Here is a 21,685-nt window from a genome sequence, read left to right on the forward strand (position 1 = left end):
GCGACGCCCCCGGGCGCGGCTGGCCCAGGTGATACGACAGCGCCCGCCCACCGCGGGGTGTTCTGCAAGCATGTCAGGCCGGTCTCCGGGCTGGCGAGGTGGAGCGGGGCTCCATCGATCAAACGCCACCTTCCCATGCCGCACGCTGAGCACAGTGGTCTGGACGCTTCTCTCGCTTACCGTTGCGGGGGCAGCACCGGCCTTGTCGCCCCCTTCAAGGAGGCGCGACGCACCGGTTTCCCGTTTCACCCCCGTTGGGGGCACCTGAACGCAATGCGCTAGCAAATCACGGGGCCGGGCCTGCGTCAATCGCCGCGGCGGTTGACCGCCAGGCAGGCACTGCGTAGCCTTGCCGGTTCGAGGTTCCCGGGCGCTGGCCCGGGCTAAGACGGGAACGCGGTACAAGCCGCGGCTGCCCCCGCAACTGTAGGCACTGATGACGGATCGGCACAGCCACTGCGCACGCGCGGGAAGGCGCCATCCCACTGGCTTTGACGGCCGGCGGTGCAAGCCAGGAGACCTGCCTCGCAACGTTTTCGACTTTCAACCGGGCGGGGTGATCCGGTGGCGAACCCGCCAGGCCGACACGGGCCGTGGCTGTCGTCCTGCATGCCCGCGCCATTGCTGCCAAGGGCATCGCGACATGAAAACACTGGCCAAGCTTCCCGTCACCATCGTTACCGGCTTCCTCGGCTCGGGCAAGACCACCTTGCTGCGCCATATGCTCGACAACGCCCAGGGCCGCCGCATCGCGGTGATCGTCAACGAGTTCGGCGAGCTTGGCATCGATGGCGAAATCCTCAAGCAGTGCAGCATCGGCTGCTCCGAGGAAGAGGCCAACGGCCGCGTCTACGAGCTGGCCAACGGCTGCCTGTGCTGCACCGTGCAGGAGGAGTTCTTCCCGGTGATGCGCGAGCTGGTGGCGCGCCGCGGCGACCTCGACCATATCCTTATCGAAACCAGCGGCCTGGCCTTGCCCAAGCCGCTGGTACAGGCCTTCCAGTGGCCGGAAATCCGCAACGCCTGCACGGTCGACGCGGTGATCACCGTGGTCGACAGCCCGGCCGTGGCCGCCGGCACCTTTGCCGCCTACCCGGACCAGGTCGACGCCCAGCGCAAGCTCGACCCTAATCTCGACCATGAGTCGCCGCTGCACGAACTGTTCGCCGACCAACTGGCCAGCGCCGACCTGGTGGTACTGAACAAGGCCGACCTGATCGATGCCGAGGGCCTGGCCAAGGTCCGTGCCGAAGTGGCCGAGGAACTGCCGCCGGCGGTCAAGGTGATCGAGGCAAGCAGTGGTCGCCTGCCGCTGGAGGTGCTGCTGGGCGTGGGCGCCGAGTCCGAGGCGCATATCGATGGCCGCCGCACCCACCACGACAGCCATCACGACGGCGATGACCATGACGACCATGACCACGACGCCTTTGACTCGATCTCCATCGACCTGCCCGAGGCTGACGAAAGCCTGTTGCTCGATGCCTTGACGCAACTGGTCACCGAGTTTGGCATCCTGCGCGCCAAGGGCTTCGCCGCCATTCCCGGCAAGCCGATGCGCCTGCTGATCCAGGGCGTGGGCACCCGCTTCGACAAGCATTTCGACCGTGCATGGCGCAGCGAGGAGCCACGGATCACCCGCCTGGTGCTGATCGGCCAGGACCTGGACGCGACCCAGCTGGAAGCGCGCCTGCGCCAGGCCCTGGGCGCCTGACCCATGCACCTGCTGCGGACCCAGCCCGGCGGCTTTGTGCCGGACGACAGCATCGCCGACCTCGGCCAGACCCCCGCCGAACTGGTGATCCTCTGCAGCGGTGATTCACACCTGGCGCTGCTTGCCGAAACCGCCGAGCAGTTGCCGGCGGATTTCCCCAGTGTGCGCCTGGCCAATCCGATGCAGGTACAGAACCATGCCTCGGTCGACCTGTATGTCGACCAGGTGCTGCGCCATGCCAAGGTGATCCTGGTGTCGCTGCATGGCGGTGTCGGTTACTGGCGCTATGGTGTCGAACAACTGGTCGAGTTGGCCGCCCGTGGCGTACAGCTGATCCTGGTACCCGGCGACGACCGTCCCGACCCGGAGCTGACCGGCCTGGGCACGGTATGTGGCGAACAGGCCGAGCGCCTCTGGCATTTCCTGCGCCAGGGTGGCAAGGCCAATGCACTGAACCTGTTCAACTGCCTGGCCAGCCAGTGGCTGGGGCGCGCCTACCCCTGGGACGAGCCGCAGGCCTTGCCGCGCACGGTGGTCTATCACCCGGCCAAGGCCACCGCACGGCTCGAGGACTGGTACGCCGAATGGCATCCGGAGTACCCGGTGGCACCGCTGCTGTTCTACCGCTCCCACCTGCAGGCAGCCAACACCGCGTTCATCGATGTGTTCTGCCAGCGCCTGCAGGCTTGCGGCTTGAATCCGTTACCGATCGCCGTGGCCAGCCTCAAGGAACGCGCCTGCCTGGACCAGGTCGAGGCCTGGCTCGACGAAGTGCAGGCCGAGGTGGTGATCAACACCACAGGTTTTGCCCTGTCCAGCCCCGAACAGCCCAATCTGCGCCCATTGCGCCGCGATGTGCCGGTGTTGCAGGCGATCTGCGCCCAGGACAACCAGCCCGGCTGGGAGCAGAGTGAGCAGGGCCTCGGCGCCCGCGACCTGGCAATGCACATCGCCTTGCCCGAGCTGGACGGGCGCATCATCACCCGGCCGGTGAGCTTCAAGGACCTGGCTTGGCGCAGTGAGCGCAGCCAGTCCGACGTGGTCTGCTACCGCGCCCACCCCGAACGCATGGATTTCGTCGCCGAGCTGGCGCGGCGCTGGGTGACACTGGCGCGCCTGGACAACCAGGAGAAGCGTGTGGCCCTGGTGCTGGCCAACTACCCGACCCGCGACGGGCGCATCGGCAATGGTGTCGGCCTCGACACCCCAGGCGCCGCGTTGAATATCCTCAAGGCCCTGCAGGCGCAGGGTTATCCGGTAGCCGGCCTGCCCGACAGCGGCACCGAGTTGATCCACCAGTTGCTCGGCGGTGTCACCAACGACCTCGATCACCTTGACCAGCGCCCTTGCGCCCAGAGCCTGGCCCTGGCCGACTACCACAGCGCCTTCGCCGCGTTGCCCGAGGCCAACCAGCGCGCCGTGCTGGAGCGCTGGGGGCCGCCCGAGCAGGACCCGATGTTCCGCAGCGGGCGCATGATGGTCGCCGGCTTGCGCTACGGCCTGACCTTCGTCGGCATCCAGCCGGCGCGGGGCTACCAGGTGGACCACAGCGCCGTGTACCACGACCCGGACCTGGTGCCGCCGCACGGCTACCTGGCGTTCCACTTCTGGTTGCGCAACGGCTACGCCGCCGATGCGTTGATCCATGTCGGCAAGCACGGCAACCTGGAATGGCTGCCGGGCAAGGGCGTTGGGCTGTCCGCCGAATGCTGGCCGGACGCGTTGCTCGGGCCGCTGCCCAACATCTATCCATTTATCGTCAATGACCCAGGCGAGGGCGCCCAGGCCAAGCGACGCACCCAGGCGGTGATCATCGACCACCTGATGCCGCCCTTGACCCGCGCCGAGACCTATGGCCCGCTGCGTCACCTGGAACAGCTGGCCGACGAGTACTACGAAGCGCAGCTGCTCGATCCACGTCGCGCCAACGAGTTGCAGCGCGACATCCTCGCACTGGTCAAGGCCAACCACATCGACCGTGAACTGCAGCTTGAAGGGCAGCTGGAGGATGCTGCGGTGTGGTTGCCGCGCCTGGATACCTACCTGTGCGACCTCAAGGAGTCGCAGATCCGCGATGGCCTGCATGTGTTCGGCCAGTCGCCCCAGGGGCGCCTGCGCAGCGACACGCTGCTGGCCCTGGTGCGGGTGGCGCGGGGAGATGGCAAGGGCGGTAACGCCAGCCTGATTCGCGTGCTGGCCAAGGCCTTGGCGTTGGGCTTCGATCCGTTGGACTGCGACCTGGGACAGCCCTGGGACGGGCCGCGCCCTGGCCTGCTGCTACAAGTCGACAGCAGCGCATGGCGCACCTGTGGTGATACCCGTGAGCGCCTGGAGTGGCTGGCGCTGACATTGATCGAGCAGGCATTGCAAGGGGCTGCGGCGTTGCCGGATGAAGATGGCTGGGCACCGGTACGCGAGGTGTTGCAGGCGCTGGTCGAACAGATCGCGCCGGACCTGGACGCCTGTGGCGCCGCCGAGATCGACGGCCTGCTGGCCGCGCTGGCCGGGCGTTTCGTCCCGGCCGGGCCCAGTGGCGCGCCCAGCCGTGGCCGCCTGGACGTGCTGCCCACCGGGCGTAACTTCTACACCGTCGATGTGCGCAACCTGCCGACCACCACGGCCTGGCGCCTGGGGTTCGCCTCGGCCAACCTGATCCTCGAGCGCCACCTGCAGGACCACGGCGACCACTTGCGGCAGCTGGGTCTGTCGGTGTGGGGCACGGCGACCATGCGCACCGGTGGCGACGACATCGCCCAGGCCCTGGCGCTGATGGGCGTGCGTCCGGTGTGGGCCACCGGCAGCCAGCGGGTTGACGACTTCGAGATCCTGCCATTGAGCCTGCTCGACCGGCCGCGGGTGGATGTGACGCTGCGGGTGTCGGGTTTCTTCCGTGACGCCTTCGGCAACCTGATCCGCCTGTTCGACGCCGCGGTGCAGGCAGTGGCCGCGCTGGACGAGCCGGACGACCTGAACCCCCTGGCCGCCCGGGTACGCGCCGAGCGTGAAGCGTTGCTCGGCGCCGGCATGGCGCTGGAGCAGGCGGCGCGGCAGGCCGGCTGGCGGGTGTTCGGAGCCAAGCCGGGGGCGTACGGAGCGGGCGTGCAGAACGCCATCGACGGGCGCCTGTGGCACAGCCGCGACGACCTGGCCGAGGTCTACCTCAACCATGGTGGCTACGCCTACGGCGCCAGCGACGAGGGCACGCCGGCCCGCGCCGCATTCGCCCAGCGCCTGGCGCAGGTACAGGCGGTGCTGCAGAACCAGGACAATCACGAGCACGACCTGCTCGACTCCAACGACTACTACCAGTTCCAGGGCGGCATGCTGGCGGCCGCCGAAACCCTGGCCGGCACCTCGCGGGCCAGTTACCACGGCGATCACAGCCAGGCCGACCGGCCGCGGGTGCGGACCCTGAAGGAAGAACTCAACCGAGTGATCCGTGCCCGCGCGCTCAATCCGAAATGGATCGACGGCGCCAAGCGTCATGGCTATAAAGGTGCATTCGAGCTGGCGGCGACGGTCGACAACCTGTTTGCCTTCGACGCCACCACCCACCTGATCGACGACCATCATTATCAGGGCCTGGCCGACGCCTATGTGCTCGACCCGGCCACCCGTGATTTCATGCGCGAGCACAACCCCGAAGCCCTGCGCGACCTTACCGAGCGCTTGCTGGAAGCCCAGCAGCGCGGGTTGTGGCAGGAGCCGGGCGACTATCGCGAGAGCCTCGAGCAGCAGTTGCTCGCCGGCGAGGAAGACAGCTGAACATGAGCGAACCCGTACAATTCCCCCTGGCCGCCGTGGTCGGCGCCGACGACCTCAAGCTGGCCCTGTGCCTGACCGCGATCGACCCGAAAATCGGTGGCGTACTGATCGAAGGCCCTCGGGGCATGGCCAAGAGCACCCTGGCACGGGGCCTGGCCGACCTGCTGGGCGGCGGGCCGTTCGTGACCCTGCCACTGGGGGCGACCGAAGAACGTCTGGTCGGCACCCTCGACCTCGATGCCGCTTTGAGCCAGGGCCAGGCGCGGTTCTCGCCGGGTGTGCTGGCCCATGCCGACGGTGGCGTACTGTACGTCGATGAAGTGAATCTGCTGCCCGATCCCTTGGTGGACCTGCTGCTGGATGTAGCTGCCAGCGGGACCAATCGCATCGAGCGCGATGGCATCTCCCATCGGCACGCCGCCCGGTTCGTGCTGATCGGTACCATGAACCCGGAGGAGGGCGAGCTGCGGCCGCAACTGCTCGACCGGTTTGGCCTGAACGTGGCCTTGGAGGGCCTGCCCGCGCCCGAGGCACGGCAGCAGATCATTCGCCGTCGGCTGGCCTTCGACAACGACCCACAGGCGTTCTGTACCCAGTGGGCGCCCCAGCAGACCGCGCTGCGCCAGCGTTGCCAGGCCGCGCGCGAGCAATTGGCATCGATCCCCTTGGACGACCAGGCCCTGGCCTTGATCACCGAGCGCTGCTTTGCCGCCGGGGTGGACGGCATGCGCGCCGACCTGGTCTGGCTGCGTGCGGCACGGGCCCACGCCGCCTGGCGTGGCAGTACGGTGATCGAGGAAGCGGATGTGGAGGCGGTGGCCGAGTTTGCCTTGCGCCATCGCCGTCGCGCCCACGCACCGCAAGCGCAGGCCGCCACGGCGGGCGAGCCACCTCGGCCGCCGCAAACGCAAGGCGGGCAGGGCGACTGGGGCGCGTTGCCGCCCCAGCCGGTGGCGACGGGCGTACGCCGCGAGGTACCGAACTGGGCAAAAAAGCCCTGAGCATCCGCTTGCGCCATGCCCAGGCGGCGGATGCCAGACCCCGTGCCGGCAATTTGACAGGTAGCACCCGGGGTCGCCCGCGTGCGGCCGAGACTGGCCGCATTGCCTGGCTGGCGACCTTGCTCAAGGGGCGGCCGCGCCTGCGCCGTGAGCTGTGCTGGCAACAACGTCAGGCCCAGGCGCCGGAGCTCTGGCTGGTGGTCGTGGATGCATCGGCTTCCACCCGCCGCAACCAGGCACTGTCCCAGGCCAAGGGCCTGCTGGCCGGATTGTTCGATGAGGCCTATCGGCAACGGGCCCGCCTGGCCTTGCTCACGGCCAGTGGCGACAAGCCGCAATGGCAACGGCATGGCCTGAAGGCCTCGGCGGCGTTGCAGCCCTGGTTGCAGGCGCTGGGGGCTGGCGGCGGTACGCCGTTGCCGGCGGCGCTGGAGGAGGCGCGCCACTGGCTGCTGGCGCGGAGCAAGCGCCTGCCCCTGGAGACCCAGCGTTGCCTGGTGCTGACCGATGGTCGCCTGCAGCAGGAAGCACAGTTGCAGCCGTTACCGTGCAACACGTTGCTGGTGGATATGGAAATGGCGGCGGTGCGCGTGGGCCGCGCACGACAAATTGCCGAACAACTGCATGCCGAATATCGGCATATCGAGCAGTTCAGCGTGCTCAGTTAAGCAGGTGGCTGCGACAGGATGTCGCAATTGAAAAAGTTATCCCCGTATTCGGGGAAAGTTACCAAAGTGCGTGGCGGCCACGCACTTTGTAACAGGCAGTCTTGTTACTTTGGCATCGACCAGGGTTGCAGGTCGTAACCTTTGCCGGACAGTTCGGCGCGCACTTCCTCGATCAAACTGGCCCATTGCGCAGGGTCGGAATAGACGCGCGAGGACACTTGTTTGCTGCCGATACGGGTGCTGGTCCGGTCGATCACTGCCAGGCTCAGCTCACCGGTACCGTTGGGTGCATCCCAGGCTACGCACTGGAAGGGTTCGAAGGCGTGGTCGGCGATCAGCAGTGCTTCGTTGACACGGAGCGGGGCATTCATGGTTCGGTCTCTCTCATGGTCCCAAACAGCGAAATATTGTTCCGCGGTGTTATTCCTGAACACTCTACAGCGCGGGGTTATTTGTACTGATGCTCCAGGTCAGGGTTCAAGTCACAAGGTTTTGAAATTTTTTATTGACGATTCATTCGTCCGTGCTTGTCGCTCCCGCCTCAGACGCGCAAGGGTTGAGATAATTCCCGAGTGTGCCGGGCACACGGCTGGCGGGCTGACCAACGGTAGTGGGGAGCGTCAAGTTCATTGCTACTGTTAATTCGGGCGTCGCAACTGTCTGTTTATAGGTAAAAAACCAATAACTGGCGCCAAGGAAAGGTCATGCTTGAACCTGCATCCCACCGCCGCCTGCTGATCGTCGACCCCTGCGACGATTGCCACCGCCTGTTGCCGGGCTTGTGCAGTGTCGGCTGGGATGTCCGAAGTTGCACGCTCGAGGCCGCACTGGAGCAGCCCTGCGACGTTGGCCTGGTGCGCTTGCAAGCCTCGCACCTGCTGCACCCCGAAGCGGTCAAGGACCTGATCAAGCGCAGCAATACCGAGTGGATCGCCGTGCTCAGCGCCGAGGAACTGCGCCTGCAGAATGTCGGAGATTTCGTCTGCGAGTGGTTTTTTGACTTCCATACGTTGCCGTTCGATGTCTCCCGGGTGCAGGTCACCCTGGGCCGTGCCTTTGGCATGGCACGCCTGCGCGGCAAGGGCGCGGTGCGGGTGGATGAACCCGAACATGAACTGCTGGGCGAAAGCCGGCCAATCCGCGAGTTGCGCAAGTTGCTCGGCAAGTTGGCGCCGACCGAGTCGCCAGTGCTGATCCGTGGCGAAAGCGGAACCGGCAAGGAACTGGTGGCGCGCACCCTGCACCGGCAATCACAACGCTGGGACAAACCGTTCATTGCCATCAATTGCGGGGCCATACCGGAACACCTGATCCAGTCCGAGCTGTTTGGCCATGAAAAGGGCGCCTTCACCGGGGCTCACCAGCGCAAGGTGGGGCGCATCGAAGCGGCCAATGGTGGCACCCTGTTTCTCGACGAGATCGGTGACCTGCCTTTGGAACTGCAGGCAAATCTGCTGCGCTTTCTTCAGGAAAAGCACATCGAACGGGTGGGCGGCAATCAACCCATCGCCGTCGACGTCAGGGTTCTGGCGGCGACCCATGTGGACCTGGAAAAGGCCATCGCCTTGGCGCGGTTTCGCGAAGACCTGTACTACCGCCTGAATGTTTTGCAAGTGGTGACCGCGCCACTGCGTGACCGGCATGGCGACCTGTCGATGCTGGCCAGCCATTTCTCGCAGTTCTACAGCGCCGAGACGGGTAGGCGGCCACGTTCGTTCAGCGACGGTGCCTTGGCGGCCATGGGCCGGCACGAGTGGCCGGGCAATGTGCGCGAGTTGGCCAACCGGGTTCGGCGTGGCCTGGTGCTGGCCGAAGGCCGGCAGATCGAGGCCCAGGACCTGGGTTTGCAGGACCTGCAGGAGCAGGACCAGCCGCTGGGCACGCTGGAGGACTACAAGCACCGCGCCGAGCGGCAGGCGTTGTGCGATGTGCTGAACCGGCACAGCGACAACCTGAGTATCGCGGCCAAGGTGCTGGGTGTGTCGCGGCCGACGTTCTACCGGTTGTTGCACAAGCACCAGATTCGTTGAGCAACCACGCTCCCGATTGCGGGGCCTCAGCTCGACTGGGCAAGATGCCCATCCGCCAGTTCCTCCATCGTCTCCGGCTCGTCGGGCAGCTCGGTGATCACGCTGAAGTCGCTGACCTCCACCTCGCCGCCCCCATACCCCAACAGGTGGAAGGAAAACGCCTTGCGCACGGTGGGGTTGTCGAAGTCGAACTGCATTTCCAGCGGCTCGTCGGCCGTTACCCGAATCTCTTCGGGTAAGCCAAGCTGCACATCTTGCTCAAGCTCCTTGGCCTTGAGCCGGATGTACGCGGCGTGGCGGGGGTCCAGCGCTCGTACCTTGAGACGTACCCGGGTGCGGGTGCCTTCGGGCATCTCCAGGTATTGCGCGCCGATCAGGTTGTCGGCCCAGTCATCCTTGATGCGCTCAGCCAGGGCGATGGGGGAGGGACCGCCGAACTGGTAGCGCAGGTTGAGCGGCGTCTGCAGCAGCGATTGGTCGAGGCTCGTGGCCAACAGGTTGATCTGCGGTCCGAGCGTGTCTTCGCCACGGCCGAGGAACCTGGCCTGGTCGGCGATGAAACCGGGGCTTGCATAGCGTCGGCAGCGTTGCTGGAAATCGCACTCGCTGAGGGTGCCCTGGCCGTCGTGGTAGCGCAGCATGCCATTGGTGTAGGAAATCATCTCGCGGCCACTGTCGTAGTCGCGGTACAGCGAGCGGCCGGCCAAGGCCGCAGGGATTGGCAGGGCAAAGTAGTCGAGCAGCGAGGTGCTCAGGTCGACGTGGCCGTAGGTGCCCTGCTTGAGCCTGGGCAGTTGGGCCTGCTCCGGTGCGAGCGTGAGGTTGAAGCCCCACGCCGAGGCCAGGCGCACGCCATCGATGCCGTGGGATTCGTCGGAGGTGACGATCACCAGGGTGTCTTCCAGAACGCCCTGGCGCGCGAGACCGTCGAGGAAGCTGCCAAGGGCATCGTCGAGGTAGGCCACCGCAGCCTGCTTGGGCGTATCGAAGCGTTGCAGATAGGCCTCCGGCGCCGAATAGGGCTGGTGGGTGCCGACCGTGAGCAGGGTGAGCATCCAGGGTTTTGGTTGCTTGCGCAGCTCGGCGACGTAGTCGAGCGCACCTTCGAAGAAGGCGCGATCATCCTTGCCCCAGGGGAATTCCAGGTAGTTGTCGTTGGCGAACCACTCCAGCCCATGCACCGTGTCGAAGCCGATGTGGGGCATGATCCGGTCCTTGGCCATGAAACGCAGCCCGGCGCCTTGCAGGTAATGGGTGGCGAAGCCGGCCTCGCGCAGCTGGGCCGGCAGACAGGCCTGGTTGCGTTGCTGCTGGGTCAGCAGCTCGACCCCCTTGGGCGTGCCGTTGGCCAGCTTGTCATAGTCGCCGCAGAGCATCGCGTACAGGCCGCGAATGGTCTGGTGTGTGTGCAATACATAGTCGGGGGTGTTCATGCCGCGCTCGGCCCACTGGCTGAGACGGGGCATCAGGTCCTGCTGGTAGTGGCTGCCCAGTGCCTCGCGGTTGGGGCGCAGGTAAGCGCCGGGGATGCCCTCGACGGTGATGATCAGCAGGTTGCGTGCCTTGCCCGCTGCGTCGAGCAGCTTGACGCCATTGAGGTCGGACTGGGTAAGGCCGGCGCTGGACAGCGCCGTGACTGCCGGCACCCGGCCCATACGGCTCAAGGCCTGATGCTGCACCTTGCCCACTGCCGTCGACAGCGCCTGGTGGGTGAGGCCGTACTGGCGCCATTGGTCGGCGTCCGAGGGGGCCAGTTGCTGGCCGCCCCAGTGCAGGCCGAACAGAGCCAGGGGCACGGCCCAGAGTCGCCGTGGCAATGACGCGCTGGCGGGCGATCGCCATACGCTCGCCAGCCAGGCGCCAAGGCCGGTGACCAGCAGGGCGGGGAGCCAGGCATGGGCCAGTCCGCCGCCGGTGGAGTTCTCCATGAACTGCGGGTCGATCAGGTAGCTCAGGTCGTCGACCGTGGGCAGCCTGCCGACGGCGCTGACCAGCTCGGCGGATGCCACCCACAGGCCGCCCCAAGCCAACAGCAGCGGCAGGGCCAGCCACCAGGGACGTCGCAGCAGGAGCAGGACCAACAGGCTGCCGATGGCGAGGTCGGACAGATAGCCGAAGGGGTTGGACCAGCCCAGCAGGGCGCGCGCGGTCAGGGGTATCACCAGCACCAGGATTGCCAGGGCGGCAAGGCGGGCGCGAGGGTGACCGAGCAGGTTGTTCACGAAACTTTCCTTAATGCCATTAAACCGTCACAAAATTGTGCCGGATGATAACAGGCTGGTGCCGGGAAAGTCGGATGCTACAAAACCGGTAACCAAATGCCGGGCCCGTGCGCGGGCCCGGTGCGGTCAGAAGTAGTAGGGGAATTTCAGGCTGAACGAGAAGTCCGGCGAGTCTTCGGTCAAACCGATGGAGAGGTTGGGGACGATGGTCAGGTTGTCGGTGGCGGCGAACGTCAGGCCGACGTTGAAGTTGGCCGCGTTGTAGTCGCTGTTGGTGATCGACTGCCAGTCGCCGCCATCGCGTTTGATCTTGCTTTTGCTGGCGAACTGGTCGGTGACCGAGAACGACATGCTCATCCGCTCGTTCAGGGCGAAGGCGATACCCCCGCCGATCTGCCAGGAATCTCCGAGTTTCACGTCGCCTGGTACCTTGCTGTTGACTTCCGGGCTGATGTCGCTGAACGAGTCCTGCATGTTGTAGGTGTAGGACAGGCTGGCGAAGAGAACGGCCGGGTCGAACGTCTTGACCAGCGAAATCCCCGGTGTGATCGACCAGACACCATTGCCGGTGGGCAGGCTTTCAGGCACCGCCAGGTTGTCGTTGGCCGTATCCCTGATGAGCTTGATACCGTAAGGGTCCTTGCCGGTGGGGGCCTTGACCCGCAGGGTCGCGACCGCGTCGGGCCAGTTTTCCGACTCGTCGAGGAACTTGTAGGCTACCCCCACGTTGATGTCGCCGATGGCGGGGTCTCGGGTTACCGTGGCATCGGAGGCGGTGGAGCCCACACCGCTTACGCCGCCTGAAGAATAGGTCGACTCCCGGTAGACGATCGGCACGTTGATGTCGAACTGCCAGCGCTGGTCCAGGTTGTAGCGGGCTGTCAGGTCCAGTGTCCAGTTATCGGCCTTGATGCGGTCGAGGTTGATGTTGCCAAGGAAGATCGAGTCCAGGGCGAGGAAACCGTTGAGGGTCAGGGCGCGAGTGTCGTAGTGGGTATAGGTCACGCCGGTCTCGACGCTGAACTTGCCGCCGCCGAAGAAGCCGCTGGCTTCGTCATACAGGTTGGAAACACTTTGCGCAGGCTCGGAGTCGTCCTTTAGCGATTGACCATAGGAGCTGCCTGCATTGCCAGGGGTGCCTGACGCAACCGTCTGGGCGCCTTTGGCCGGTTCCGAGGGGGACCTTGTCAGGCGCCTGGGCGGCGGCGCCGCCGGGGTCTCTTCTACTTGCCGCACGCGCTGTTCGAGCACCATCAGCGCGTTCTGTTGGGCTTCGTAGCGTTGCTTGAGCTCTCGCAGCTCCTGCTTCAGTGCCTCGACCTGAGGGTCCGGAGCTGCGTAGAGCAATGTCGCGGGTGCCAAGGTACTCAGACAGACTACAGCTCTGAACGTCAACGATCGGTGCATGGGTTAGCCGTCCCTTCAGACTACATACGATGAGAGTCAGCGTAGATCAGTATCCGAGAGCGCGAAGGCCTTTGAGCTGGTCAAGATTGCCGTTCAGCGCGGCATCAGGCACGTTGTCGCGCAGCACGACGTTGAGGGCCGTCAGGTTGCTGACCTGGTTGCCATTGCCGAGCAATGTCGCGTTCTGCATCAACCCGCCCTGGGCGATGCGTTGCAGGGCACTGCCCTGGTTGTTGTTGGCCACCACGTCGAGCTGCACGCCGGTGCCGCTGGCCGATACGCTCAGCGAGCCGGCGCCGTTGCTGCCAACCAGTGTGGAGCCTGCTGCCAGTACCTGGCCCTGCTGTGGCGTATCGGGTGCCTGGTTGGCCTTGGTGACGTTGATATCGACGTTGTTGTAAGCGGTATTGTTGTCGCCGGCGGCGCGCACTACCTGGGTAACACCGTCGGTCGTGTTCAGGCCCGCGCCGCCCGTGACGCTGCCGGCGCCTTGCGCGTTGGCAGCGCCGGAGCCTTTCTTGTCGATCATCGACACGTAGAATTGCGGTTTGATGGTCGATTGCTGGACCTGCATCGAGGTCTTGGCGCCGATGACATCGCCACTCGCGTTTTGCCAGGTGCTGGTCATGACCACGCCGAAACTGATGATCCGCCCCGGCATTACATAGCGCCCGCGCAGGTTCGCCAGCTCCTGGTCTTTCAGTTCAATGGGCTTGAACGTTTCTGCCTGGAGGGGCAGGGCGGCTGCCAGACAGATCAGGGTGAGCCATGCTGGAGTCTTCATGGGATGCTCCCGGAGCGTCGTGCTTGATTGTCATTAGAAGAAGTCGCTGCGGATGAAGCCGAAGTCCATCAGGTCAGCGTCCTTGACCGGGGTAAAGTTGTTGATCCGGCCCTTGGCGCTCAGCGGCAGAGGAGGGTCGAGCAAGGCATTGGTCTTGTCGTAACCCTGGCCGATCACGGCGAAGATGATGCCGTTCCAGCCCTTGAGGAAGTCCTCGACCTTGTAGCGCTTGTGGCCCAGGACCGGATCGCCGATATAGACCCAGCCCTTGTCGACCCGTTGCATGACCACGAAGTGCTTGTAGCCACGGATGTCCATCAGCACCACCACGGGTATACGCACGCTGTTCAGGGTTTCGGCAGCGACCCGGTAGCCGCGCGCACGCATGCCCAGGCTTTCCACGTAGCGTTTCATGTCGAGCATGGAGAAGCCCTGCACCCGTACCAGGTCCTGGTCGGCGTGAGCCAGCATGCCTTCGATGATGTGTTGTTCGTCCACGTCCAGCCAGTAGGCCTGGCGCAGGATGGTTGCCAGCGCCGCGGCGCCGCAACTGAAATCGGTCTTCTGTTGCACCAGGTCGGCGAACTTGCGCTCACGGATGCTCTGGATGGGCTTGTAGATCACCGCGCCCCCCGGCAAAACCGAAAGCGGCATCTGCGCCGCTTCGCTGTAGCTTGCCATGCACAGCAAAAACGCCAAGGCGATCATCCGCATGGTCTTGCTCCCTGGTCCTGTTGAAGAAAGGCCCCCCGAAGGGGGCCTTACGGTTACAGCGCTCAGAACGAGGTGTTGGAGATGGCCAGCGAGTTGCTCTGCTGGTTGCCCACACCGGCTGCGACGTTGACGCCGAGGTTGCCGCTGCCACCGTTCACCGAGCCACTGAGGGTTGCGGTGTTGGTCACAGGGTTAGCCCAACCGGTAGGGGTCAGCACCTGGAACGACACGGTGTTGCTCAGGTCGTACGAGCTGGACTCGCTGAAGCTCTTCGAGCCGGACTTGGCAAATTCGGAAGCTTTGCTGCCCGATTTTTCGTACGAAGAGTCGTAGGCCTTTTCGAACGAAGAGTCGTAAGCCTTCTCGAACGAGGAGCTGGAGGACTTCTCGTGCGATTTGTCATACGAAGCGTCGATCGAAGCGTTCAGCGATGCATCGAACGAGTCGGTGCGGCTGCGCTCGTGGCGGCCGAAGTCTTGTGTCTGGGTCACACTGCCGCTTGCCGAGGCATCCAGCGAAGCGTTCAGAGAGCCGCTAGCCGAAGCACTCGATTCGTGGCTGCGCGAACCGCTGGCGTCGGAGCTCTTCGAGCCACTGGCGTTCCAGCTGTTGGCTCCGGCCGCCTCCCAGCTCGAAGACGAGCTGCCTTCCTTGCTGTAGCTGGAGTCCTTGTCGTACGAGGCACTACCACTTTTCGTGGTGGTGAAGGTCAGCGTATCGACCCGGTAGGTGCGGTCGGCGCTGTTGTTCACTACCAGGCCTGGACCATTCTGGTCGGCAGAGGCGGTGGCGGTGGCATTACCCAGTGGCGCATTGGAGTTGGCAATGGCCATGGTGTTTTTCTGCTGGTTCAGGTCGCCACCGGCAATGTTGATGCCCATGTTGCCGCTGCCGTTGTTGCCCGAGCCGCTCATGATGCCGGAGTTGGTGGTGCCGTAATTGTTGACCTTGTTGTTGTTGCTGTACTGGCGTACGTCGGCGGTGGCCGAGGCGGAGCCGAACACGAAGCTGTTGTCCAGGCTCGAGTCGGCGCCGGCGTTGGCGATGGCGGCGGCGTTGTCCTGCTGGTTGCCGGCGCCGGCCGCGACGTTGACACCCACGTTGCCGCTGGTGCCGGAGGCCGAGCTGCTCATTTCGGCTTCGTTCACCGTGCCTTCATTGTTGATGCGGTTGTTGGTGCTGCTTTGCTTGTCCCAGGCATTGGCGGTTGCATATACCGGGATCTTGGTAGGAGGAGGGGTGTGATGACCGTTGTTGTGGCCATTGTTATGGCCATTGTTGTGGCCGCCACGTGGATCATTCTGCCCAGCTTGTACAGCCACAGCCATGATCGCAGCAATTGCGAAAACCAGAGGCTTGAGTGCCATCGAGGGTTTCATGGTGGTTCTCCGTACTTTGTTTTAGGTTAAGTGTTGTTGTTACCTGTTTGGGTCAATCTGCGACCCGGATGCTCAGGGTGTTGGCCGTTCGGTTTCCCACCCCTGCACTCTGATTCAACTGCACCACGCCACGGCTACCGGTGAATGCCTGGTCGCTGGTGCTGACCTGGCGATGGCCGGGTGTCTGGGCAGTTGAGTCCGAGCTGTTGATCAGCGCCACGTTCTGTTGCAGAAGGACGCTGTCGTCGATGCTTTGCGGTTGGGCACTGACGCTGATGCGCAGTGCGTTGGCTTGCTGGTTGCTGGCGCCGGCGCTCTGGTTCACGCCCAGTACGCCGTTGCCGTGGCTGAAGGCGTCGCCCTGGATGCTGGACCGAGCATCTATCGAGGGGTCGACAGGCGTGCGCAAGCGTTGGCGGATCTGGGTGCTGGCGTTGGCGTCATGGCCGATAGCGATAGCCCGGGCGTTGACCTGCTGTTGTTGGTCCCCGGCCGCCTGGTTGACGCCCAGGTTGCCTTGGTACTGTGCGCCTGAACTGTCGATGGTGGCGTTGTTGATCACGGGGGATTGGGCAAAGGCCGGTGCACTGCATAACGTGGCCAGGATCAGCAGCGTATGCTTCATGTCACTGACCCCCGCTGAGGATCTTCAGGGCGCCCAGACCTTGCTGGACGTTCGAATTGACCATGTTGGCAATGCCATTGCCAGAGCCTGAGGCTCGCCCACCGGCAATGTTCGGCAGTTGCGTCTGGGTGCCGATGTTGGCCCCGATGTTGTTGGTCTGTTGGGTGATCAGCGTATTGATGCCTGCGCCGCTGCTGATACTGGCGAAGTCGCCGTCGCTCAGTTCGTTGGTCTGCTTGAGTATGTGCGCGGACGGGTTGGTATTGACGGTGACAGGGTTGGGGTCGGGCACAAGCGGGGCACGGGTGGCGATGCGCGGTTGCACATCACGGGTAATGATGACGAGCCCGTTATCGGCCTGGGCTGGCAGACTGAAGCTGGAACCCAGTGCGCATCCGATCAGCAGGAGACGACAGACGTTGCCTTTATCAAGTTTCCCCACGATGGCAATTCCTTCTTCGGCGTGTTGGGCCTGGGCCGCGTTGCCAGAAGGAGAGCAGAAGCTGTGCCGGTTTTTGTTATTGCTTTCGAATCAGTCAGTTGTGGGGCTGGAGCTGGTGCGTCAATGGATTGGTGTATCAGTGCTGAGACAGAGAGTCGCCCCATGAGCCGTCGGGCCCATTGAAGTCGGGCGCTGACGGGTTTTCGTCGAGGGTGTTTCACGGGCGTGACACTACCCCCGGATCTGGCGCAATGCGCGCAAATCCGGGGGGCATGGCCCCATAGGGTGTATCAGCGGCTTAACATTCGGTGGGGCAGGTGGGGGACTTGCCGTCCAGCAGGCGCTGTACAACGCTCAACACCGTGGCGCTGCGTTGCGACCAGTCGCCGTCAATCACCTGCACGTTCTGCCGGTGGCGTTGCAACCAGGCCAGGCTGTCGTCGAAGAACACCTGGCGCTCTTCCAGCCGTGGCTGACAGCGCAGCCCGTCCCCGACCCATTCGACGCCCTCGGGGCGCAGCAGCAGGTGCAGGTCGTAATGGCGCGCCTGAATGGCCTGTTCCAGCCACTCAGGGCAATCACCGAACAGTGCCCGGCTCCACAGGATATTGCTCAGCAGGTGGGTGTCGAGGATCAGCAATTCCGGTGCCTGCGCCCGGCCCTGGTCTTCCCAGGCGAGTTGGCCACGGGCGATGGTGGGGATATCGGCGTAGCAGGTATCGCGCTGCTCGCGCTCCATGAAATGGCGGACATACTCTCCGACCAGCACGCCACCGAAATGCGCCTGGATCTCGCCGCTCAGCCAGCTCTTGCCACTGGACTCCGGGCCGCACAGCACCAGGACCTTCATGCGCTGGCCAGCGCCGGGTCGCGGCGCCACTCCAGCCAGCCGCGCACGGCGATCAAGGTGAACAGGGCATACAGCGCGGCGGTGAGGTAGAGGCCCTTGTAGAGGAACAGGCCGACGAAGACCACATCCACCACCACCCATAGCGCCCAGCACTGCAGGCGCTTCTGTGCCATCCACAGCTGGGCCACCAGGCTGAAACCGGTGAGTGCTGCGTCCAGCCAGGGCTGGGCAGCGTCCGTCCAGTGGGCCATGGCGGCGCCCAGCAGCAGGCTGGCCAGCAGGCCGATCGCCAGGCCCTTGAACATCGTCATCGGTGCCAGGCTGGTTACCTGGCGGGCGTCCTCGACCCGGTCCGGCCGGGTCCATTGCCACCAGCCGTACAGTTGCAGCACAGCGTAGACCAGTTGCAGGAGCATGTCCGAGTACAGCTTGACCTCGTAGAAGATCCAGCTGTACAGCACCACCATCACCAGCCCGATCGGCCAGCACCAGGGGTTTTGCTTGACGGTGAGCCAGACGGCGATGACGCCGAGCGCGGCGGCGAAGAGTTCGAGGCCGGACATCGGCGATCCTTGGGCGGAGAGAGGCCGCGATGCTAACCGCTTCGTGCGCCACGCTTCAAGCGGTGGGCAGCATCCGGGCTGCCCGTTGCCAGGCCCTGCTAGACCTTGAACTGGCGCAGCAACTGCTCCAGTTCCTCGCTCAAGCGGCCAAGCGCCGCGCCAGCGTCGCTGGACTGGCGGGCGGCCTCGGCGGTCTGTTGCGACAAGTCGGCGGTTTCGGTGACGTTGCGGTTGATTTCCTCGACCACATGCGACTGCTGCAGGGTGGCGCTGGCGATCGAGGCATTCAGCGCCCCCAGGTTGCCCAGCGCATGGTTGATGGCGTCCAGGCTGCTGCCAGCCTCGCGGGCCTGCTCGACGGTCTGGCGCGAGGCTTCGCTGCTGGTATCGATGGCCCGCACCGCGGCTTCGGACTGCCCCTGCAGGTGCTCGATCATGGTCTGGATCTCGGCGGTCGACTGGGCGGAGCGCTGGGCCAGCAGGCGCACCTCGTCGGCGACCACGGCGAAGCCGCGCCCCTGCTCACCGGCGCGGGCGGCCTCGATGGCGGCGTTGAGGGCAAGCAGGTTGGTCTGCTCGGCGATCGAGCGGATGACCTCGAGCACGCCGCCGATCTTCGTGCTGTGGCTGGCCAGTTCGCGGATCACCTGTACCGCCTGGTCGATGGTCGCCGAAAGCCGGTCGATCTGCTGCAGGCTACCGTGGATCGCCTGCTGGCCGTGGCCGACCTGGGCCTGGGCATTGCGCATTTCGCTGGAGGCCTGCTCGGCGTGCTTGGCCACGTCGTGCACCGCGTAGGTGACTTCGTTGACGGCGGTGGCGACCTGGTCCATCTGCAATGATTGCTGGGCGCTACGGGCCTGGGCGGAGCCTGCGTTGTCACCCACATGGCCGGCCGACTCGGCCAGGGCATGGGCCGCCCCCTGCAATTGACCGATCACGCCCTGCAACTTGCCATTGAAGCGGTTGAAGTGCTCACCCAGCTGGGTGATCTCGTCGTGGCCATGGGTGTCCAGGCGCCGGGTCAGGTCGCTTTCGCCGCTGGCGATGTTGCCCATGGCCTGCACGGCCTCCTGCAGTGGCCGGGCGATGCTGCGGGCGATCAGCATCACCAGCAGGGCCATCAGCAGGGCGATGCCCAGGCCCAGCAGCGAGGCGTCGCGCAACTGCCTGGCGAACTCGGCCTGCACGTCGTCGATGTAGACCCCCGAACCGATGATCCAGCCCCAGGGCTTGAACAGCTGTATATACGAGGTTTTCGCCACCGGCTCACTGGCGCCGGGCTTGGGCCAGCGATAGTCGACTGGCCCCGCGCCCTGGCTGCGGGCCAGGGCGACCATCTCGTTGAAGACGGCGAAACCGTCGGGGTCACGGATGGCGGAGAGGTCCTGGCCATCGAGCTTTGGGTTGGCCGGGTGCATGACCATCTTCGGTTGCAGGTCGTTGATCCAGAAATAGTCGTTCTGGTCATAGCGCAGCCCGCGCACCACTTGCAGGGCCTGCTGCTGTGCGGCCTCGCGGGTCAGTGTGCCGGCAGCCTCCAGGCCTTGGTAATGGGCCAGCACGCCGGCGGCGGTCTGTACCACGTGGCGGGTCTTCTCGGCCTTTGCCTGGTACAGGTCGCCATGGAGCTGGCGCAGCATCAGCAGGCCCAGCACCAGCAGCATGGCCACGGCCACCAGCAGGATCAGCCACAGGCGGCGGCTGATCGACATCGACCTCAGGGTCTTCATGATGCGTTACTCCAGTCTTTTTCTTTTTATCCAGGGCATCCAAGCATGCTTTGTCGCGGGCCCCCACTCGACCAACGGCTAATGCGTCGTTCTTGACATCCTCAGTTGCAGGTAACGCAAGCCTTGAAACATAGGCTCTGCTAGGATTTCGGCCGCGCCAGATGAAACCTTTAGGCGGCTGGGCATTTCAGCTGGCTTTGGTAGCGCTTGCGCTGTAAAAAGCACGCGCCGCGTGCGGTCTCAATTGTGTCAATCAAAACAAGCGGCCTGCCACGCGCAGCGTCGCATTTGGGGGAAAGATGGATTTGTGGAGTGCCTTGCAGGCGATCATCCTGGGCGTGGTAGAGGGGCTGACGGAGTTCCTGCCCATTTCGAGCACCGGGCACCAGATCATCGTCGCCGACCTGATCAACTTCGGTGGCGAACGCGCCATGGCGTTCAACATCATCATCCAGTTGGGTGCCATCCTGGCGGTGGTGTGGGAGTTCCGGCGCAAGATCTTCGACGTGGTACTGGGCTTGCCCACGCAGGTGCCGGCGCGACGCTTCACCGCCAACCTGCTGATCGCTTTCATTCCCGCAGTGATCCTGGGCGTGTTGTTCGCCGACCTGATCCATGAGTACCTGTTCAACCCTATTACCGTTGCCGCCGCGCTGGTGGTGGGTGGGGTGATCATGCTGTGGGCCGAGCGTCGCCAGCACCGGGTGGAGGTCGACCATGTCGACGACATGCGCTGGACTCACGCGCTGAAGATCGGCCTGGTGCAGTGCCTGGCGATGATTCCGGGCACCTCGCGCTCGGGATCGACCATTATCGGTGGCTTGCTGTTCGGCCTCTCGCGCAAGGCGGCGACCGAGTTTTCGTTCTTCCTGGCCATGCCCACCATGGTCGGCGCGGCGGTGTATTCGGGGTACAAGTACCGTGATTTGTTCCAGCCGGGCGATTTTCCGGTGTTCGCCATCGGTTTCGTGGTGTCGTTCATCTTTGCCATGATCGCCGTGCGCGGGCTGCTCAAGTTCATCGCCAACCACAGCTATGCGGTGTTTGCCTGGTATCGCATCGCCTTTGGCCTGCTGATCCTGGCGACCTGGGAGTTTGGCTGGGTCGATTGGTCGACGGCGCATGGTTGAGAGGGCTCGTACGCAGCGTGCGCCCCGACGCGAGGAAGGCGTGCGCAATGCGCGCCTGAAGGGGCTGGTACTTGCGGTGCTGTGCCTGTTGCCGGTGCTCGGCGGCCTGCGGATGGGGTTGAGTGGCGGGAGTTGGTTGCCGTTGGCGATGTATCCGGTGGTGAGTCTGGTCAGCCTGTTGTTGTACTGGCAGGACAAGCAGCAGGCGCGGACTCAGGCCTGGCGTACGCCGGAAAAGGTGCTGCATGCCAGCGAGATGCTGGGGGGCTGGCCGGGGGCTTTGCTGGCGCAGCAGGTGTTTCGGCACAAGACTCGGAAGGTTTCCTATCAGGTTGTGTGCTGGGGGATTGTTCTGGTGCATCAGGTGTTCTGGGTTGATTATTTGTTTTTGGCGGGGCGGTGGGGGGCTTTGATCTGAGGGTTGTAGTTGTAGTTGTAGTTGTAGTTGTGGTTATGGTTTTGAAAGTTGTATGCGCATTCATTTGCGATGTCGACGCTTACTCACCTTTCCGCCCTTACGGCGGGTCCCTTTTTGAAGGATCAAAAAGGAACCAAAAAATCCTCGCGGTATGACTCACCCACATGGGTTACAAATCAGTTCACGCACATAGGTAACAGTCTTTAACTGGCAGGGTCGGTTTTCGAGGATCTGACCATGCCT

18 protein-coding genes, 1 pseudogene and 2 riboswitches are annotated in these 21,685 nt (G+C 64.4%); of the genes and pseudogenes, 7 read left to right on the forward strand and 12 right to left on the reverse strand.

Translation table 11 applies throughout. The features are described 5' to 3' along the window. Positions 1-58 precede the first annotated feature (58 nt). Positions 59-283, reverse strand: a riboswitch (cobalamin riboswitch). 60 nt (positions 284-343) lie between these two features. Beyond that, a riboswitch (cobalamin riboswitch) is annotated at positions 344-543 on the forward strand. 100 nt (positions 544-643) lie between these two features. From cobW to DFS21_RS11060, 4 genes are read left to right on the forward strand one after another with little or no spacing between them, the layout of a single operon-like run. Next, the gene (gene cobW / locus DFS21_RS11045; protein WP_046855331.1) at positions 644-1,711 is read left to right on the forward strand and encodes a cobalamin biosynthesis protein CobW; all 1,068 of its coding nucleotides are present in this window, start codon (positions 644-646) and stop codon (positions 1,709-1,711) included. 3 nt (positions 1,712-1,714) lie between these two features. Then, positions 1,715-5,476, forward strand: a complete 3,762-nt coding sequence (cobN, locus tag DFS21_RS11050; RefSeq protein ID WP_111532311.1) for a cobaltochelatase subunit CobN — start codon at positions 1,715-1,717, stop codon at positions 5,474-5,476. 2 nt (positions 5,477-5,478) lie between these two features. Further along, on the forward strand, positions 5,479-6,477 hold the full coding sequence (locus DFS21_RS11055; protein WP_111532312.1) for an ATP-binding protein: 999 nt from the start codon (positions 5,479-5,481) through the stop codon (positions 6,475-6,477). 53 nt (positions 6,478-6,530) lie between these two features. Further along, on the forward strand, positions 6,531-7,145 hold the full coding sequence (locus tag DFS21_RS11060) for a VWA domain-containing protein (protein ID WP_256591330.1): 615 nt from the start codon (positions 6,531-6,533) through the stop codon (positions 7,143-7,145). A 104-nt stretch (positions 7,146-7,249) separates the two neighbouring features. Here DFS21_RS11060 and DFS21_RS11065 read toward each other — a convergent pair whose 3' ends face one another. Next, entirely contained in the window at positions 7,250-7,516 is a 267-nt protein-coding gene (locus DFS21_RS11065) for a hypothetical protein (protein WP_028690802.1), read from the reverse strand. Between the two features lie 333 nt (positions 7,517-7,849). On the opposite strand from DFS21_RS11065, the gene DFS21_RS11070 reads away from it, so the two are divergent. Further along, a complete protein-coding gene (locus tag DFS21_RS11070; RefSeq protein WP_110702169.1) occupies positions 7,850-9,175 on the forward strand; it encodes a sigma-54 dependent transcriptional regulator in 1,326 nt (441 codons plus the stop codon). A 26-nt stretch (positions 9,176-9,201) separates the two neighbouring features. Here the strand turns inward: DFS21_RS11070 and DFS21_RS11075 are convergent, their stop codons facing one another. The 11 genes and pseudogenes from DFS21_RS11075 to DFS21_RS27250 all read right to left on the reverse strand — a co-directional run. Continuing rightward, positions 9,202-11,397 (reverse strand): LTA synthase family protein, encoded by a 2,196-nt coding sequence (locus DFS21_RS11075; protein WP_111532313.1) that lies wholly within the window; start codon positions 11,395-11,397, stop codon positions 9,202-9,204. Between the two features lie 126 nt (positions 11,398-11,523). Next, positions 11,524-12,804: a hypothetical protein gene (locus DFS21_RS11080; RefSeq protein ID WP_110702165.1), complete on the reverse strand. Its 1,281-nt coding sequence runs from the start codon at positions 12,802-12,804 to the stop codon at positions 11,524-11,526. Between the two features lie 46 nt (positions 12,805-12,850). Then, the gene (locus DFS21_RS11085) at positions 12,851-13,588 is read right to left on the reverse strand and encodes a hypothetical protein (protein ID WP_110702163.1); all 738 of its coding nucleotides are present in this window, start codon (positions 13,586-13,588) and stop codon (positions 12,851-12,853) included. Positions 13,589-13,621: 33 nt separating this feature from the next. After that, positions 13,622-14,302, reverse strand: coding sequence for a C39 family peptidase (locus tag DFS21_RS11090; protein ID WP_094012022.1), 681 nt, complete (start codon positions 14,300-14,302; stop codon positions 13,622-13,624). A gap of 62 nt (positions 14,303-14,364) precedes the next feature. After that, entirely contained in the window at positions 14,365-15,681 is a 1,317-nt protein-coding gene (locus DFS21_RS11095; protein ID WP_110702161.1) for a heme utilization protein, read from the reverse strand. 52 nt (positions 15,682-15,733) lie between these two features. Next, entirely contained in the window at positions 15,734-16,306 is a 573-nt protein-coding gene (locus DFS21_RS11100) for an adhesin (protein WP_110702159.1), read from the reverse strand. Between the two features lies 1 nt (position 16,307). Beyond that, the gene (locus DFS21_RS11105) at positions 16,308-16,748 is read right to left on the reverse strand and encodes a hypothetical protein (protein WP_110702157.1); all 441 of its coding nucleotides are present in this window, start codon (positions 16,746-16,748) and stop codon (positions 16,308-16,310) included. A gap of 298 nt (positions 16,749-17,046) precedes the next feature. Then, on the reverse strand, positions 17,047-17,598 hold the full coding sequence (locus DFS21_RS11110; RefSeq protein WP_110702156.1) for an AAA family ATPase: 552 nt from the start codon (positions 17,596-17,598) through the stop codon (positions 17,047-17,049). Beyond that, positions 17,595-18,161: a nicotinamide riboside transporter PnuC gene (gene pnuC, locus DFS21_RS11115; protein ID WP_102682457.1), complete on the reverse strand. Its 567-nt coding sequence runs from the start codon at positions 18,159-18,161 to the stop codon at positions 17,595-17,597. Before pnuC ends, DFS21_RS11110 begins: the two co-directional genes overlap by 4 nt. A 98-nt stretch (positions 18,162-18,259) precedes the next feature. Continuing rightward, positions 18,260-18,994, reverse strand: a complete 735-nt coding sequence (locus tag DFS21_RS27245; RefSeq protein WP_371918114.1) for a methyl-accepting chemotaxis protein — start codon at positions 18,992-18,994, stop codon at positions 18,260-18,262. Positions 18,995-19,132: 138 nt separating this feature from the next. Then, a pseudogene (locus tag DFS21_RS27250) lies at positions 19,133-19,894 on the reverse strand (cache domain-containing protein); the annotation flags it as partial. A gap of 299 nt (positions 19,895-20,193) precedes the next feature. On the opposite strand from DFS21_RS27250, the gene DFS21_RS11125 reads away from it, so the two are divergent. Further along, positions 20,194-21,024: an undecaprenyl-diphosphate phosphatase gene (locus DFS21_RS11125; RefSeq protein WP_102682459.1), complete on the forward strand. Its 831-nt coding sequence runs from the start codon at positions 20,194-20,196 to the stop codon at positions 21,022-21,024. After that, a complete protein-coding gene (locus DFS21_RS11130) occupies positions 21,017-21,442 on the forward strand; it encodes a DUF1294 domain-containing protein (RefSeq protein WP_111532314.1) in 426 nt (141 codons plus the stop codon). The genes DFS21_RS11125 and DFS21_RS11130 overlap by 8 nt, the downstream gene beginning before the upstream one ends. Positions 21,443-21,685: the final 243 nt, after the last annotated feature.

The sequence above is a fragment of the Pseudomonas sp. 2848 genome (assembly GCF_003253945.1).
GTDB lineage: Bacteria > Pseudomonadota > Gammaproteobacteria > Pseudomonadales > Pseudomonadaceae > Aquipseudomonas.

Excerpts from the sequence above, each read along its gene's own strand:
- DFS21_RS11110 (WP_110702156.1), bottom strand. The coding sequence starts at position 17,598 with ATGAAGGTCCTGGTGCTGTGCGGCCCGGAGTCCAGTGGCAAGAGCTGG.
- DFS21_RS11065 (WP_028690802.1), bottom strand. The coding sequence starts at position 7,516 with ATGAATGCCCCGCTCCGTGTCAACGAAGCACTGCTGATCGCCGACCAC.
- DFS21_RS11085 (WP_110702163.1), bottom strand. The coding sequence starts at position 13,588 with ATGAAGACTCCAGCATGGCTCACCCTGATCTGTCTGGCAGCCGCCCTG.
- DFS21_RS11090 (WP_094012022.1), bottom strand. The coding sequence starts at position 14,302 with ATGCGGATGATCGCCTTGGCGTTTTTGCTGTGCATGGCAAGCTACAGC.
- DFS21_RS27245 (WP_371918114.1), bottom strand. The coding sequence starts at position 18,994 with ATGGACCAGGTCGCCACCGCCGTCAACGAAGTCACCTACGCGGTGCAC.
- cobW (WP_046855331.1), top strand. The coding sequence starts at position 644 with ATGAAAACACTGGCCAAGCTTCCCGTCACCATCGTTACCGGCTTCCTC.
- DFS21_RS11095 (WP_110702161.1), bottom strand. The coding sequence starts at position 15,681 with ATGAAACCCTCGATGGCACTCAAGCCTCTGGTTTTCGCAATTGCTGCG.
- DFS21_RS11055 (WP_111532312.1), top strand. The coding sequence starts at position 5,479 with ATGAGCGAACCCGTACAATTCCCCCTGGCCGCCGTGGTCGGCGCCGAC.
- cobN (WP_111532311.1), top strand. The coding sequence starts at position 1,715 with ATGCACCTGCTGCGGACCCAGCCCGGCGGCTTTGTGCCGGACGACAGC.
- pnuC (WP_102682457.1), bottom strand. The coding sequence starts at position 18,161 with ATGTCCGGCCTCGAACTCTTCGCCGCCGCGCTCGGCGTCATCGCCGTC.
- DFS21_RS11130 (WP_111532314.1), top strand. The coding sequence starts at position 21,017 with ATGGTTGAGAGGGCTCGTACGCAGCGTGCGCCCCGACGCGAGGAAGGC.
- DFS21_RS11100 (WP_110702159.1), bottom strand. The coding sequence starts at position 16,306 with ATGAAGCATACGCTGCTGATCCTGGCCACGTTATGCAGTGCACCGGCC.
- DFS21_RS11080 (WP_110702165.1), bottom strand. The coding sequence starts at position 12,804 with ATGCACCGATCGTTGACGTTCAGAGCTGTAGTCTGTCTGAGTACCTTG.
- DFS21_RS11070 (WP_110702169.1), top strand. The coding sequence starts at position 7,850 with ATGCTTGAACCTGCATCCCACCGCCGCCTGCTGATCGTCGACCCCTGC.
- DFS21_RS11125 (WP_102682459.1), top strand. The coding sequence starts at position 20,194 with ATGGATTTGTGGAGTGCCTTGCAGGCGATCATCCTGGGCGTGGTAGAG.